We start from the raw sequence: 13,994 nt of genomic DNA on the forward strand, positions 1-13,994 counted from the left end.
CGCGACTGCCATTGCGCCGCTTGACTCTTAGAACAGAAATAGAACAATGTTCTCTCTATGTTCTAGCGAGGGAGCAAGGCCATGTTGAAGATCTTCGTGGAAGAAGCCGCTGCACTGGCGTCGATCACGCTGTTCGTCGGGATGATCGCGATCTGGGCGCAAGTCATCCCCCAGCTCTGATTCCCCAGCTCTGAGCGGGGGATCGGTGGCCCCTCTGTTGAAAAGCGGGACGGCGCGAGGAATGTGCGCTCCTGCCGTGGACTCTCCGTAGACTCTTGGGGGCCGAGGCACCACCATTGTCGGGCGAGTCGGGGCAGCGAAGTGCAGCATGCTGCGCCCTGGTCCGGCTGGTGTTCCCACGGTGCTGAGAGGCCCTAAGCGACCATGCCGAGCGCCGGATTTGTCCATCTTCACGTTCACTCGGCCTATTCGCTGCTCAAGGGCTCGATCAAGATCGCCAAGCTCGCCGAGCTTGCGAAAAAGGACCATCAGCCGGCGCTGGCGCTGACCGACACCGACAACATGTTCGGTGCGCTGGAGTTCTCCGACAAGATGGCGGGCTCCGGCATCCAGCCGATCGTCGGCTGCGAGCTCGCGATCGATTTCGGCGACCAGGATCCGAATGCGCGCAATGCGATTCTGCCGTCGCGGGTCGTACTGCTGGCGGCGCAGGAGCGCGGCTATCGCAGCCTGATGCGGCTGAACTCGCGCGCCTTCCTCGAGACGCCCGACAGCCACGCGCCGTTCATCAAGTTCGATTGGCTCGACGGCGAGACCGACGGCCTGATCGCGCTCACGGGCGGTCCGGACGGGCCGATCTCGCTTGCGCTTGGGGCCGGCCATGCCGAGCTCGCAGCTACGCGCTGCGAGCGGCTCTCGACCCTGTTCGGCGACCGCCTGTACATCGAGTTGCAGCGCCATGGCATCGACAAGGAACGCCGCATCGAGAGCGGGCTGATCGACATCGCCTACACAAAAGGCCTGCCGCTGGTCGCGACCAACGAGCCGTACTTCGCCTCGACCGGCGACTACGAGGCCCACGACGCGCTGCTCTGCATCGCCGGCGGCCGGCTGATTGCCGAGACCGAGCGCGAGCAGCTCACGCCCGATCACCGCTTCAAGACGCGCGCCGAGATGGCCGTGCTGTTCGCCGACATTCCGGAAGCGCTGGCCTCGACGATCGAGATCGCCGAGCGCTGCTCGTTCCGACCGATGACGCGCAAGCCGATCCTGCCGTTCTTCACCGTCGGCGCCGCAGGCAGCTCCGATGCGGCCGCGGTCGAGGCGGGCGAATTGAAGCGGCAGGCGGAGGAGGGGCTCGCCAACCGCCTGCGCGTGCACGGCCTGTCGCAGGGCACTACGGAAGAGGACTACAACAAGCGGCTCGCCTTCGAGCTCGACGTCATCACCCGCATGAAATATGCGGGCTACTTCCTGATCGTGTCCGACTTCATCAAATGGGCGAAGTTGCAGGGCATTCCGGTCGGGCCGGGCCGCGGCTCCGGCGCGGGCTCGCTGGTTGCTTGGGCGCTGACCATCACCGATCTCGATCCGATCAAGTTTGGCCTCCTGTTCGAGCGCTTCCTCAATCCGGAACGCGTCTCGATGCCGGACTTCGACATCGACTTCTGCCAGGACCGCCGCGGCGAGGTGATCCAATACGTCCAGCAGCGCTATGGGCGCGACCAGGTCGCGCAGATCATCACCTTCGGTACGCTGCAGGCGCGCGGCGTGCTGCGCGACGTCGGGCGCGTGCTGCAAATGCCCTATGGCCAGGTCGACAAGCTGACCAAGCTGGTGCCGCAGAACCCGGCCGCGCCGGTGACGCTGGCCGCCGCGATCGAGAGCGAACCAAAACTCCAGGCGTTCCGCGATGAAGACCCGGTGGTGGCGCGCGCCTTCGACATCGCCCAGCGCCTCGAAGGCCTGACGCGGCATGCTTCGACGCACGCGGCCGGCATCGTGATCGGCGATCGCCCCTTGAGCGAGCTCGTGCCGCTCTACCGCGATCCCAAGTCCGACATGCCGGTGACCCAGTTCAACATGAAATGGGTCGAGCCCGCGGGCCTCGTGAAGTTCGACTTCCTCGGCCTGAAGACGCTGACCGTGCTCGATGTCGCGGTGAAGCTGCTCAAGCCGCGCGACATCCATGTCGATCTCGCGACGCTGCCGATCGACGATGCCGAGAGCTACCAGATGCTGGCGCGCGGCGACGTGGTCGGCGTGTTCCAGGTTGAAAGTCAGGGCATGCGGCGCGCGCTGATCGACATGCGCCCCGACCGTTTCGAGGACATCATCGCGCTGGTCGCGCTCTATCGCCCGGGCCCGATGGCGAACATCCCGACCTATTGTTCGCGCAAGCACGGCGACGAGGAGCCGGAATATCTCCACCCCGTCCTGGAGCCGATCCTGAAAGAGACGTTCGGCGTCATCATCTACCAGGAACAGGTGATGCAGATCGCGCAGGTGATGTCGGGCTATTCGCTCGGCGACGCCGACCTCCTGCGCCGCGCGATGGGCAAGAAGATCCGCGCCGAGATGGACAAGCAGCGCGACATCTTCGTCGCGGGCGCGGTGAAGAACGGCGTGCCGAAGGCGCAGGCCGAGACCATCTTCGAGTTGCTCGCCAAATTCGCCGACTACGGCTTCAACAAGAGCCACGCGGCGGCCTATGCGCTGGTGTCCTACCACACCGCCTACATGAAGGCGCATTATCCGGTGGAGTTCATCGCGGCGTCGATGACGCTCGATCTCAACAACACCGACAAGCTCTCCGAATTCCGCTCCGAGGCGCAGCGCATCGGCATCAAGGTCGAGCCGCCGAACGTCAACCGCTCCGGCGCGACCTTCGAGGTCGGCGAGAAGACGATCTATTACGCGCTCGCTGCGCTGAAGGGCGTCGGCCTTCAGGCCGTCGAGCAGATCATCGAGGAGCGCACGAAGAACGGGCTGTTCACTTCGCTTGCCGATTTTGCCGCGCGCGTGTCGCCGCGTGCGATCAACAAGCGCATCATCGAAAGTCTCGCCGCCGCCGGCGCCTTCGACACGCTGGAGCCGAACCGCGCGCGCGTCTTTGCCGGTGCGGATGCGATCCTCGCCGCCTGCCAGCGCGCGCATGAGGCCGCGACCGTCGGGCAGAACGACATGTTCGGAGGCGCAGCCGACGCGCCGACCATCATGCTGCCGCAGATCGAGCCATGGCTGCCGGCCGAGCGCCTGCGCCGCGAATACGATGCGATCGGCTTTTTCCTGTCGGGCCATCCGCTCGACGATTACGCCACTGTGCTGAAGCGCCTGCGGGTGCAGAGCTGGGCGGAGTTCTCGCGCGCGGTGAAAACCGGCGCCACCGCCGGCAAGGTTGCGGCCACCGTGGTCTCGCGCATGGAGCGGCGCACCAAGACCGGCAACAAGATGGGCATCATGGGGCTCTCTGATCCCACGGGCCACTTCGAGGCGGTGCTGTTCTCCGAGGGGCTTGCGCAATATCGCGACGTGCTGGAGCCCGGCGCTGCGGTGCTGCTGCAGTTAGGTGCGGAATTGCAGGGCGAGGACGTCCGCGCGCGCGTGCTGCACGCCGAGCCGCTCGATGACGCCGCCGCCAAGACGCAGAAGGGCCTGCGCATCTTCCTGCGCGACACCAAGCCTCTGGAATCGATCGCGAGGCGGCTTGCAGGTCCGGATGCGGCGCCCTCGAACGGTGGCGCGCCGAAGGTCGGCAGCCCCGGCATCGCGCCGCGCTCCAACGGCGACGGCGAGGTCTCGCTGGTAATGATGCTCGATCTCGAGACCGAGGTGGAGATGAAGCTGCCCGGCCGCTTCAAGGTCTCGCCGCAGATCGCAGGCGCGATCAAGGCGGTCGCGGGTGTCGTCGACGTGCAGCAATTGTAGTCACGGTCGCCCGCGTCTGCGGTGCTCCGCATGGCTCTGCACAGGTGTTGTGCCCGTCCAGTTGCAACCATGCGGTGTTTCTGGCAAGCATGCCCCGGGGATGATTTTGGGGGCGTAATGTTACTGCGTGGGCTGGTGCTGCTCGTGGCCGCGGCGTTGCTGTGCGGCTGCGAGACGGCCGCGAGGAGCGGGGTGGATTATTCGGAGACGTTGCGGAAGGTCGGGCCGCCAAAGGCCGGCCAGGCGCGCATCGTCGTTCTGCGCGAAAAAGGCTATGGCGGCCTCGCCGATGCAGGCTGGGGATTCACCCTTGATGGCAAGCCACTCACAGGGCTGAAGACCGGGACCTATGTCTATGCCGATCGTCCGGCCGGCCCGCATCAGTTCGTCGCGGAGGAGGCGGGCTTCCCCGGCGTCACGCACGTCGATTTCGCCGCGCAATCGGGCCAGACCCTGTTTTTTGTCGCGCGCGTGAGCGAGCGCAAGAATGCGGTGATCGCCAACGCGAGCACGGGACTGCTCGGCTATGGCCTCACCCTCGCGATGACTGCCGGCTACAAGAACCAGGGGCCGGTGGATTTCCTGCCTCTGGATGAGACCGCTGCGAGGACGACGATCGCGGAGCTGAAGCTGGCTGAGTAGGGCGCGCCACGGCTTCATGTTTCGTGACGCTGTCGCAGCCGGCGTGTAAAATAGCGCGTCTGCGCTGATCCGCCAGACTGGCTGAGGCAGGGAACGAACCATGTGCGACCAGTGCTCCAACAATCGCTTCGATCACGTCGTGCCGTCACGGCGATCCGCGATGATTTTTGCCGCCTCCACGCTGGGGCTAGCCTTCACCGGCACAGCCTTCGCCAAAGAGACGAAAACGCCGCCCAAGCCGCAGAACGTGGTGTCTCCCGATGCTGCGCTGAAGCGGCTGATGGACGGCAATGCGCGCTATGTCGACGGTGTGACGCGGCGCCATGACTTCAAGCACGAGCGAGGAGCTCTTGCTGCGGGACAGAATCCATATGCGGCGATCCTGAGCTGCGCGGACTCGCGCATCGCGCCGGAATACGCCTTCGACACCGGCCGCGGCGATCTCTTCGTCTGCCGCGTTGCCGGCAATTTCGCCGGCAACGAGACGATTGCGAGCATGGAATATGCGGTCGCCGTGCTCAACACGCCGCTGATCCTGGTACTGGGCCACGACAGTTGCGGCGCCGTCGATGCGACACTGAAAGCGCTCAAGGACAACAAGCCGCCGCCGGGACACATTCCCTCGCTGGTCGAGGCGATCGCACCGGCCGCCAAGGCGGCGATGCAAGAGGGCAGTGACGTCCTCGACAAGGCGATCCGGCAAAACGTGATCGACAACGTCGCCAAGCTGAAGTCTGCGGCGCCGATCCTTAATGCGGCGACCGAGCAGGGCAAGCTCAAGGTCGTCGGCGGCATCTACCGGCTGACCACGGGCACCGTCGATTTGGTCGGGCAGAGCTGATCGCCTGCGTCGCGTCTGGAGCTTTCAGGTGGAGGCCGGAAGCAGCCGGACGATGTTGCAACCCCTCCGTGCTTTCGCTATGCAGCATCAGGGCATGTGCGGCGCTTGAGGCCGCCACGAGGTGCCGACGAATGTCGGGGGCTGGGGGACTTGCGTAGCTATTTTGTCGGCGCGCTGTCGCGCGCGATCGGATTATCACTCGCGATCGCCGCGTCCGCATCGGGCACGGTGTGGGCGGCACAGGGCGAGTCGGCGGTGGCCGAGCGCATCTATGCTTCCGCGCCGCCGCGGCTCTTGCAGATCCGCACATTGGTCGCCGATGCCGGGCGCCAGACCTCCAACGGATCGGGCTTTCTGGTCTCCGCCGACGGATTGGCGATCACCAACTATCACGTGGTCTCGCAGGCGGCACTGGAGCCTGCGACCTATCGGCTCGAGTACACCGCCGCCGACGGCAGCCAGGGCGACGTCACCTTGTTGCGGGTCGATCTGCCGAATGACCTCGCGCTGGTCCGCGTCGACAAGAAGGACGCGCCGTTCTTCAGGTTCGACCGGGCCGCGATCGAGGGCAGGCTGGCCAAGGGCGAACGGCTCTATTCGATGGGCAATCCGCTCGACCTCGGCTTCACCATCATCGAAGGCACCTATAACGGGCTTGCCGATCACAGCTACACCGAACGCATCCATTTCTCGGGCGCGCTCAATCCCGGCATGAGCGGCGGTCCGGCGGTCACAGCGGACGGCGACGTCATCGGCATCAACGTCGCAACCCGCAGGGGAGGTCAGCTCGTGAGCTTCCTGGTGCCGGCGCGGTTTGCGGCGGCCCTTTTGCAGGCCGGCGGCGACGAGAAGCCTGCGGACATCAAGGGCGATGTCGGGCGGCAACTGGTTGCCTGGCGCTCGGAACTCTACAAATCGCTGAGTGCGGCGGGTTTCAGGTCGGATGCGCTCGGTCCATATCGTGCGCCCGCGACCCAGGTGCTCTGGTTCAACTGCTGGGCCAGTACAAATGCCGGCGCCACGCCGAAGCCGCGCGCCAGCGTCAATTCGACCGAATGCGGCAGCGACACCAGCGTATTCGTCGCGTCGGATCTCAATATCGGCGCGATCAACATCAATCATTCCTTCGCCAGGACAATCGATCTCAATCAATTCCAGTTTGCGACCTATCTCACGCAACTGAGCCAGCCGCGGCTCAGCGTCGGCGGTCCGTTCAAGAAGTGGTACACGCCGCAACGCTGCCATGAGGACTTTCTCCAGGTCCCGCCGCAGCCGCAGCATCCGCCGCTGCGGGTCGTGTGGTGCGCGCAGGCCTACAGGCAGTTCGAAGGGCTTTACGACGTGTCGCTGATCGTGGTGACGCAGGACCAGGCGCTCGAAGCGCTGGTGTCGCGGCTGAACATGCAGGCCGTCGGTTATGACGATGCCGTCGCGCTCGGCAAGCGTTTCCTCGAAGCTGTGCAGGTCGGCAAATGATCTGGATCGAGATATTGTCGCGGCAGCGCGAGGTCGCCGCACGCTTCCGGATCACCGCTGCGGAGGTGCGCATCGGGCGGGGCTATGACAATGATGTCGTGGTCGATGATCCCTACGTCGCAGCGCAGCATCTGCGGGTGTTTCGGCATGACGATGGCCATCTGGTCGCCGAGGACGTTGGCAGCGCCAATGGTACGTTCATCGACGGCAACAGGACCAGGCTGTCGGGCTTCATCGTGGACGGCAAGCAGCCGATCCGCATCGGGCAGACGTACCTGCGGATTCGCGACGTCAATCACGCGGTCGAGCGCGAGCGGCTGGCATCGCCGGAGCGGCACGTCCTGCCGATCGTCCTCGCCGTCGTTCTCGGCCTGTCGCTTCCGGCGATCGATGCGCTCAAGATCTGGCTGACCCAGACCGGCGAGCCGCGCGCGTCGACCTATCTCTCGCCGCTGCTGATGCTGATTACGAGTCTTCTTGTCTGGGTCGGGATATGGGCGCTGCTGTGCCGGATCTTTGCGGGGCGATCGCACTTTCTGCGCAACCTGCTGATCGCGCTCATCGGCACCGCCGTCTTCACGCTTTACCACGAGTTAGTCCAGTACCTCGCGTTCGCCTGGACCTCGTCGAGCGGCGTCAACTACGAATATGCGGTCATCTGGCTGATCTTTGCAGCCATCTGCTTCTTCCATCTGCGCGAGATCGGTCGAACCCGGCTGTGGCTCAAAGGTGCGGCCATGACCGCCGTGGTGGTAGTCGGAATTGCGCTCCAGGCATTGCAACAGTCCGAGGCTTTCTCCGATTCCGGACGGCAGAGAACCGTGCACTGGCTGATGCCGCCGATGTTGCGCGCGGTTCCCTTGAAGGATCAGAGCACGTTTTTCGGGGCTATCGGCGATCTGAAGGGGCGTCTCGACGGTGATCGCAGCTAGGCCGGCCGGAGGCCCCTCTCGAGCTTTCGTCCTGCGCGTCCGCGTACCTTACGTGAGCCTGACCGCTGGTGCCATTCCGTCGCCTCAATCCAAGCGCTTTCGTTCAAGCGCCGTTCAGCCAGCCGCGCGCCCAATTGCGCGCAAGCGCGCTCAACAACAACAGCGGGGCTAGCAAGCCATGCGTGGGACACCAAGAACGTTCATCTCATTCCTGCTGCCGATCCTGTTGCTCGTCGCGGCCGGGACATTCCCTGCCTGTGCCCAGCAGCAGGAGAAGCGCATCGCGCTCGTCGTCGGCGACGGAGCCTATGCGAAGTCGCCGCTGGCAACGACGGCCAATGATGCCGGCCTGATCGCGCAGACGCTCCAGGCCGCCGGCTTCGACGTCGTCGGCGCCCGCGACCTCGACGGCGACACGCTGCGCAAGAGCTTTCGCGATTTTCTTCAGAAGGCCCAGACATCGGGACCCGGCACCGTCGCGATGATCTATCTCGCCGGCTATGGCGTGCAGCTCGCCGGGGAGAACTACTTCATCCCGGTCGATTCCAACATCACGCGCGATACCGACGTTCCGACCGAGGCGCTGCGCATCAGCGACTACGCCCGCCAGCTCGCGGCGCTGCCGCTGAAGGCGAACATCGTCGTGCTCGATGCCGCCCGGGCGCAGCCCTTTATCGAGGGCGGCCAGCCGATCGCAAGCGGGCTCGCGCTGGTCGAGCCCGACGCGAACATGCTGATCGCCTACAACGCCGCGCCCGGCACCGTGGCGCCGGAGGAGCCGGGGCCCTACGGCATCTACGCCCAGTCGCTCGCCGAGATGATCCGCACCGGGGGCCTGTCGCTGCCGGAGGTCTTCGACCGCGTGCGCCTGCGCGTCAACGACGCCAGCAAGGGCGCGCAAGTGCCCTGGGACGACCAGAAGATCAGCGCGCAGTTCTCGTTCTTCGAGCGTGGACCCGACGCGCCGCCGCCGCAGGCCGCGCCCGACCAGGTCGCTGCGATCCGCAACAAGCCGATCCGCGATCTCGGCGTGCAGGACGCCTATGCGGCCGCGCTCGAGCGCGACACGCTGCCGGCCTATGAGGAATTCCTCGCCGCCTATCCCGGCGATCCTATGTCCAAGCGCGTAATGGCGATCGTCGCGGCGCGCCGCGAGGCGATCACCTGGCGGCGGACCTATCGCGCCGACACGCCGGACGCATACTGGTCCTATCTGCGCCGCTATCCGCGCGGGCCGCATGCTGGCGACGCACGGCGCAGGCTTGCGATCCTGACCGCGCCGCTCGAGCCGCCGCCGAGCTTTGCCATGATGGATTACGACGTGCCGCCGCCGCCGCCGGAAGAGATCGTCTATGTCGACCGGCCGGTCCTGCTGTTCAGTGATCCCGTGTTCGGCTTCGTGCCGCCGCCGCCGCCGCCGATCTATTTCTGCCCGCCACCGCCGCCGGATTTCATCGTGCTGCCGCCGCCGCTGCCCGTGGTCGGACTGTTCGTGCTGCCGCAGCCGGTGTTCGTGCCGATCCCGGTGTTCGTCAGGCCGCCGATCTATGTCGCGCCGCCGCCGAACAACATCATCTACCAGAACATCCACAACACCACGGTGATCAACACCGTCATCAACCGGCCGTCCGCGGCCGCGGCGGGCCTTGCGCCCGGCAGCCTCGCGCCGGCCGTCGCCGGCCGCGCCACGCCGGCGGCACCTGCCGTGCCGCAGGCCGTTGCGCAGCGCGCCGCCTTGATCCAGCAGGGCAAGCTGCCGATGCCGCAGAGCGCCACCATCACGCCGACGGCGAGGCCGGGGATACCGGCCGCGACGCCCGCGAATGTGGCGCCGACTGCCGCCGCGCCGCCGAGCAGGCTGCCCGAGGCCAATACGCTGCCCGTCCCCGGCACCCATGGGACGCCGCCGGCACCCTCGGCTGCCCAGACCCCGAATGGCAGGCTCGCGCCAACTGCGACGGCGCCGGCCAATGGCACGCAAGCAGGCCATCCAAATGCCGCGACTGCAACGGCTCCGCTCACCACCACGCCTGCCGGAAATGCGGCCACGGCGCCGGGCCAAAAGCCGCCGATCGCCGGAACGCCGGCAGGGACGGCTCCGGATAGCCGCGCGAAGTCGGCCATCCGCGAGCAGGGCACCACGCCGCCAGCCGGGGCGGGGACAGGCGGCAAGCCTGCCATCACTGCGGTGCAGCCCACGGGCCGTGAGCCGTTGAAGCCTCAGAATCAGATCGCCCCGCTGCCGCAGGCGGCCAAGCCGGCCGCTCCGCCGCCGCGCCCGCAAGCCATTGCGAAACCGGTGCCCTCGGCACCGCCGCCGCGGGTGGCCTCGCCGCCGCCGCACGCCGCGCCTCCGCCCGTTGCTGCGGCCCGGCCGGCACCGCCGCCGCCAGCCGCGAGGCCGGCCCCACCCCCGCCACCGCGAGTGGCGGTCGCGCCGCCCCCACGTCCAGCCGCACCGCCGCCACCGCGCCCGGCACCGGCCGCCGCGAAGAAATGCCCCCCGAACCAGCCAAGGTGCTAGGGAGGGGCGTGAAACGACGGAAAAAGGGCCTGAAAAAGGGCTTGAAAAAGGGCTTGGGGCAGGGCGCCAAAACGCCCCTCCATGGCCCTTATTTCCTTGCTTCTGGCGGAAATCGCGCTATATAGCGCGCCATCTCACACGGAAACATGGCTCAAAAGGCCGTCCGGTGGCAACCGGGGCGAGAACGCTCCGTTTTGCTCACACGTTTCCGGAGGAACCAACCGGAGAATTATCACTATGGCGCTACCCGACTTCACCATGCGTCAGCTGCTCGAAGCTGGCGTGCACTTTGGTCACCAGTCCCACCGCTGGAATCCGAAAATGGCGCCGTTCATTTTCGGGACCCGCAACAACATCCACATCGTCGACCTCGCGCAGACCGTGCCGATGCTGCACCAGGCCCTCCAGGCCGTCAGCGACACCGTTGCGAAGGGCGGCCGCATCCTGTTCGTCGGCACCAAGCGTCAGGCGCAGGACGGCGTTGCCGATGCTGCCAAGCGCTGCGCGCAGTACTTCGTCAATTCGCGCTGGCTCGGCGGCACGCTTACCAACTGGAAGACGATCTCGGCGTCGATCAAGCGCCTGCGTCATCTCGACGAGGTGCTGTCCGGTGGCGAGGCCAACTCCTACACCAAGAAAGAGCGCCTGACGCTCCAGCGCGAGCGCGACAAGCTCGACCGCTCGCTCGGTGGCATCAAGGACATGGGCGGCCTGCCCGACATGATCTTCGTGATCGACACCAACAAGGAAGACATCGCGATCCAGGAAGCCCAGCGGCTCAACATCCCGGTCGCGGCGATCGTCGACACCAATTCGGACCCCAAGGGCATCACCTATGTGGTGCCGGGCAATGACGACGCGGGCCGTGCGATCTCGCTGTATTGCGACCTGATCGCGCGTGCGGCGATCGATGGCATCTCGCGCGCCCAGGGCGATGCGGGCATCGATATCGGCGCTTCGGTGAAGCCGGCTGCTGAAGAGCTTCCGTCGACCAGCGGTTTCCAGGGCCTTGCCGGTCCGCGCGGCACCGCCGACGACCTCAAAAAGCTCCCGGGCGTGTCGGGTGCGATCGAGAAGAAGTTCAACGACCTCGGCATCTTCCATTACTGGCAGCTCGCCGAACTCGATCACGCCACCGCGCACAAGATCGGCGAAGAGGTCGGCCTGCCCAGCCGTGCGGATGCCTGGGTGGCCAAGGCCAAGGCGCTCACCGCGGAAGCGGAATAACAGTCGAGAGGTGGCCGGATCGCTCCGGCCGCCATTTCAGTTGACGCGACGTCCTGTGATGGACCGCGGTGAGGCGAGACAGCGCCGCGCCGCGGGTCAACCGGCAGGCAAGAAGGATTTTCAACGATGGCTACGATCACAGCTGCGATGGTCAAGGATCTGCGCGAGTCGACCGGCGCAGGCATGATGGACTGCAAGGTCGCGCTCACCGAAAACGACGGCAACATGGAAGCGGCGCAGGATTGGCTCCGCAAGAAGGGCCTGTCGAAGGCCGCGAAGAAGTCTGGCCGCGTCGCGGCCGAGGGCCTGATCGGCGCGCTCACCAAGGGCACCAAGGGTGTCGTGGTCGAGGTCAACTCCGAGACCGACTTTGTCGCGCGCAACGGCCAGTTCCAGGGCCTTGTCAAGATGATCGCCCAGGTCGCATTCGACGCCGGCGCCGATGTCGAGAAGATCAAGGCCACCAAGGTCGGCGACGTCACGGTCGAGGCTGCGATCAATGATGCGATCGCCACCATCGGCGAGAACATGACGCTGCGCCGCGCCGCTGCCCTCGAAGTGAAGCAGGGCGTGGTGTCGAGCTACGTCCATGGCGCCGTCATCGATGGGGCCGGCAAGATGGGTGTTCTCGTCGCCCTCGAATCGTCCGGCAAGGCCGACGAACTCGCTGTGCTCGGCCGCCAGCTCGCCATGCATGTCGCGGCCGCCAATCCGCTCGCGCTCGAACCGGCCGGTCTCGATCCGGCGATCGTGAAGCGCGAGAAGGACGTGCTCGCCGACAAGTACCGCCAGCAGGGCAAGCCGGAGAACGTGATCGAGAAGATCGTCGAGTCCGGCCTGAAGACCTACTACAAGGAAGTCTGCCTGCTCGAGCAGGCCTTCATCCACGACACCGGCAAGTCGGTGGCGCAGGCGGTGAAGGAAGCTGAGGGCAAGGTCGGGGGCCCCGTGAAGATCGCCGGCTTTGTGCGCTATGCTCTCGGTGAGGGAATCGAGAAGCAGGAAAGCGACTTCGCGGCGGAAGTCGCGGCCGCCAGCGGCAAGAAGTAAGCGCCGGGACGTTTCCTTCCGGCGTGCCGCCGGAAGCGGCGCCCGGAGAAGGAAAGTGCTCATGACTGATCCGGTCTACCGTCGCGTGGTGATCAAGCTGTCCGGCGAATATCTCGCGGGACCGCAGGGATTTGGGATCGACCAGCCGACGGTTGACCGGGTTGCCGACGATCTGATCGCCGCCCGCCATCTCGGTGCCGAGGTCGCGGTGGTGATCGGCGGCGGCAATATCGTTCGCGGCGTCGAGGTGTCCTCCCGCGGCGTGTCGCGCCCGACGGGCGACACCATGGGCATGCTCGCCACCGTGATGAACTGCCTCGCGGTGGAAGCGGCGATCGAACGCAAGGGCGCGCCGGCGCGCACTCTGTCGGCTTTCGTTATGCCCGAGATTTCCGAGCTGTTCACCCGCGCTGCGGCGCACAAATACCTCGCCGAGGGCCGAATCGTGCTGCTCGGCGGCGGAACCGGCAATCCGTTCTTCACGACCGACACCACGGCGGTGCTGCGCGCCGCCGAGATCGGCGCCGAGGCCGTCCTCAAGGCGACCAATGTCGACGGCGTCTATTCGGCCGATCCCAAGAAGGATCCGGCCGCCAAGCGCTTCGACCGGCTGACGCACAAGCAGGCGATCGAGGGCGACTATAAGGTGATGGATGCGACCGCCTTCGCGCTTGCCCGCGAGACGTCGCTGCCTATCATCGTATTCTCGATCGCGGAGCCCGGTTCAATCGGCGCGATTCTGCGTGGCGTCGGCCGCGGGACGATCGTCGCTGGCTGACGGCCTAGCGGGCGTCCTCGGTGAGGATGCGGGGCGCGGCGCCAGGTTTTTGAAGGAGAAGCGTGATGACCACGGGTAATTTCGACCTCAACGAATTGAAGCGCCGTATGCAGGGCGCCGTCCAGTCGCTCAAGCACGAGCTCGGGGGCCTGCGCACCGGGCGCGCCTCCGCCTCGATGCTCGATCCGGTCCAGGTCGATGCCTATGGCAGTCACATGCCCCTCAACCAGCTCGCCACTGTAAGCGTGCCGGAGCCGCGCCTGATCTCGGTGCAGGTCTGGGACAAGAGCATGGTCAAGGCGGTAGAGAAGGCGATCGTCGATTCCAACCTCGGCCTGTCGCCCGCCACCGAGGGCCAGGTGCTGCGCCTGCGCATCCCCGAGCTCAACGAGGAGCGCCGCAAGGAGCTGGTCAAGGTCGCGCACAAATACGCCGAAGCGGCCAAAGTCGCCGCGCGCCATGTCCGTCGCGACGGTCTCGACGTGCTCAAGAAGCTCGAGAAGAATCACGAGATGTCGGAGGACGACCAGAAGCGTCACGCCGACGAGGTGCAGAAAGCGACCGATGGCACGATCACCGAGATCGACCAGCTGCTGGCGGCCAAGGAAAAAGAGATTCTGACGGTCTAGAGAAGCC

Annotated in this window: 10 protein-coding genes; all 10 read left to right on the forward strand. The window is 66.0% G+C overall.

What is annotated here, in order from left to right; all coding sequences use genetic code 11:
- Window positions 1-384: 384 nt before the first annotated feature.
- Complete coding sequence (gene dnaE, locus YUU_RS0119100) at window positions 385-3,888, forward strand: DNA polymerase III subunit alpha (protein ID WP_027523846.1); 3,504 nt, start codon at window positions 385-387, stop codon at window positions 3,886-3,888.
- A gap of 117 nt (window positions 3,889-4,005) precedes the next feature.
- The gene (locus YUU_RS0119105) at window positions 4,006-4,530 is read left to right on the forward strand and encodes a hypothetical protein (RefSeq protein ID WP_027523847.1); all 525 of its coding nucleotides are present in this window, start codon (window positions 4,006-4,008) and stop codon (window positions 4,528-4,530) included.
- Window positions 4,531-4,630: 100 nt separating this feature from the next.
- On the forward strand, window positions 4,631-5,371 hold the full coding sequence (locus YUU_RS0119110) for a carbonic anhydrase (RefSeq protein WP_027523848.1): 741 nt from the start codon (window positions 4,631-4,633) through the stop codon (window positions 5,369-5,371).
- A gap of 150 nt (window positions 5,372-5,521) precedes the next feature.
- Window positions 5,522-6,847, forward strand: a complete 1,326-nt coding sequence (locus tag YUU_RS0119115; RefSeq protein WP_027523849.1) for a serine protease — start codon at window positions 5,522-5,524, stop codon at window positions 6,845-6,847.
- Window positions 6,844-7,779: an FHA domain-containing protein gene (locus YUU_RS0119120; protein WP_027523850.1), complete on the forward strand. Its 936-nt coding sequence runs from the start codon at window positions 6,844-6,846 to the stop codon at window positions 7,777-7,779. Before YUU_RS0119115 ends, YUU_RS0119120 begins: the two co-directional genes overlap by 4 nt.
- Before the next feature lie 178 nt (window positions 7,780-7,957).
- A complete protein-coding gene (locus YUU_RS0119125; RefSeq protein WP_027523851.1) occupies window positions 7,958-10,303 on the forward strand; it encodes a caspase family protein in 2,346 nt (781 codons plus the stop codon).
- 237 nt (window positions 10,304-10,540) lie between these two features.
- Window positions 10,541-11,530 carry a 30S ribosomal protein S2 gene (locus tag YUU_RS0119130; RefSeq protein ID WP_027523852.1) on the forward strand — a complete coding sequence of 330 codons (990 nt, stop codon included), beginning with the start codon at window positions 10,541-10,543 and terminating at the stop codon, window positions 11,528-11,530.
- A 126-nt stretch (window positions 11,531-11,656) separates the two neighbouring features.
- Window positions 11,657-12,580, forward strand: coding sequence for a translation elongation factor Ts (gene tsf / locus YUU_RS0119135; protein WP_027523853.1), 924 nt, complete (start codon window positions 11,657-11,659; stop codon window positions 12,578-12,580).
- Window positions 12,581-12,641: 61 nt separating this feature from the next.
- A complete protein-coding gene (gene pyrH, locus YUU_RS0119140) occupies window positions 12,642-13,358 on the forward strand; it encodes a UMP kinase (RefSeq protein WP_027523854.1) in 717 nt (238 codons plus the stop codon).
- A 65-nt stretch (window positions 13,359-13,423) separates the two neighbouring features.
- Window positions 13,424-13,987: a ribosome recycling factor gene (gene frr, locus YUU_RS0119145; protein ID WP_027523855.1), complete on the forward strand. Its 564-nt coding sequence runs from the start codon at window positions 13,424-13,426 to the stop codon at window positions 13,985-13,987.
- Window positions 13,988-13,994: the final 7 nt, after the last annotated feature.

Origin of the sequence: Bradyrhizobium sp. Ec3.3, assembly GCF_000472925.1 — a bacterium.
GTDB lineage: Bacteria > Pseudomonadota > Alphaproteobacteria > Rhizobiales > Xanthobacteraceae > Bradyrhizobium.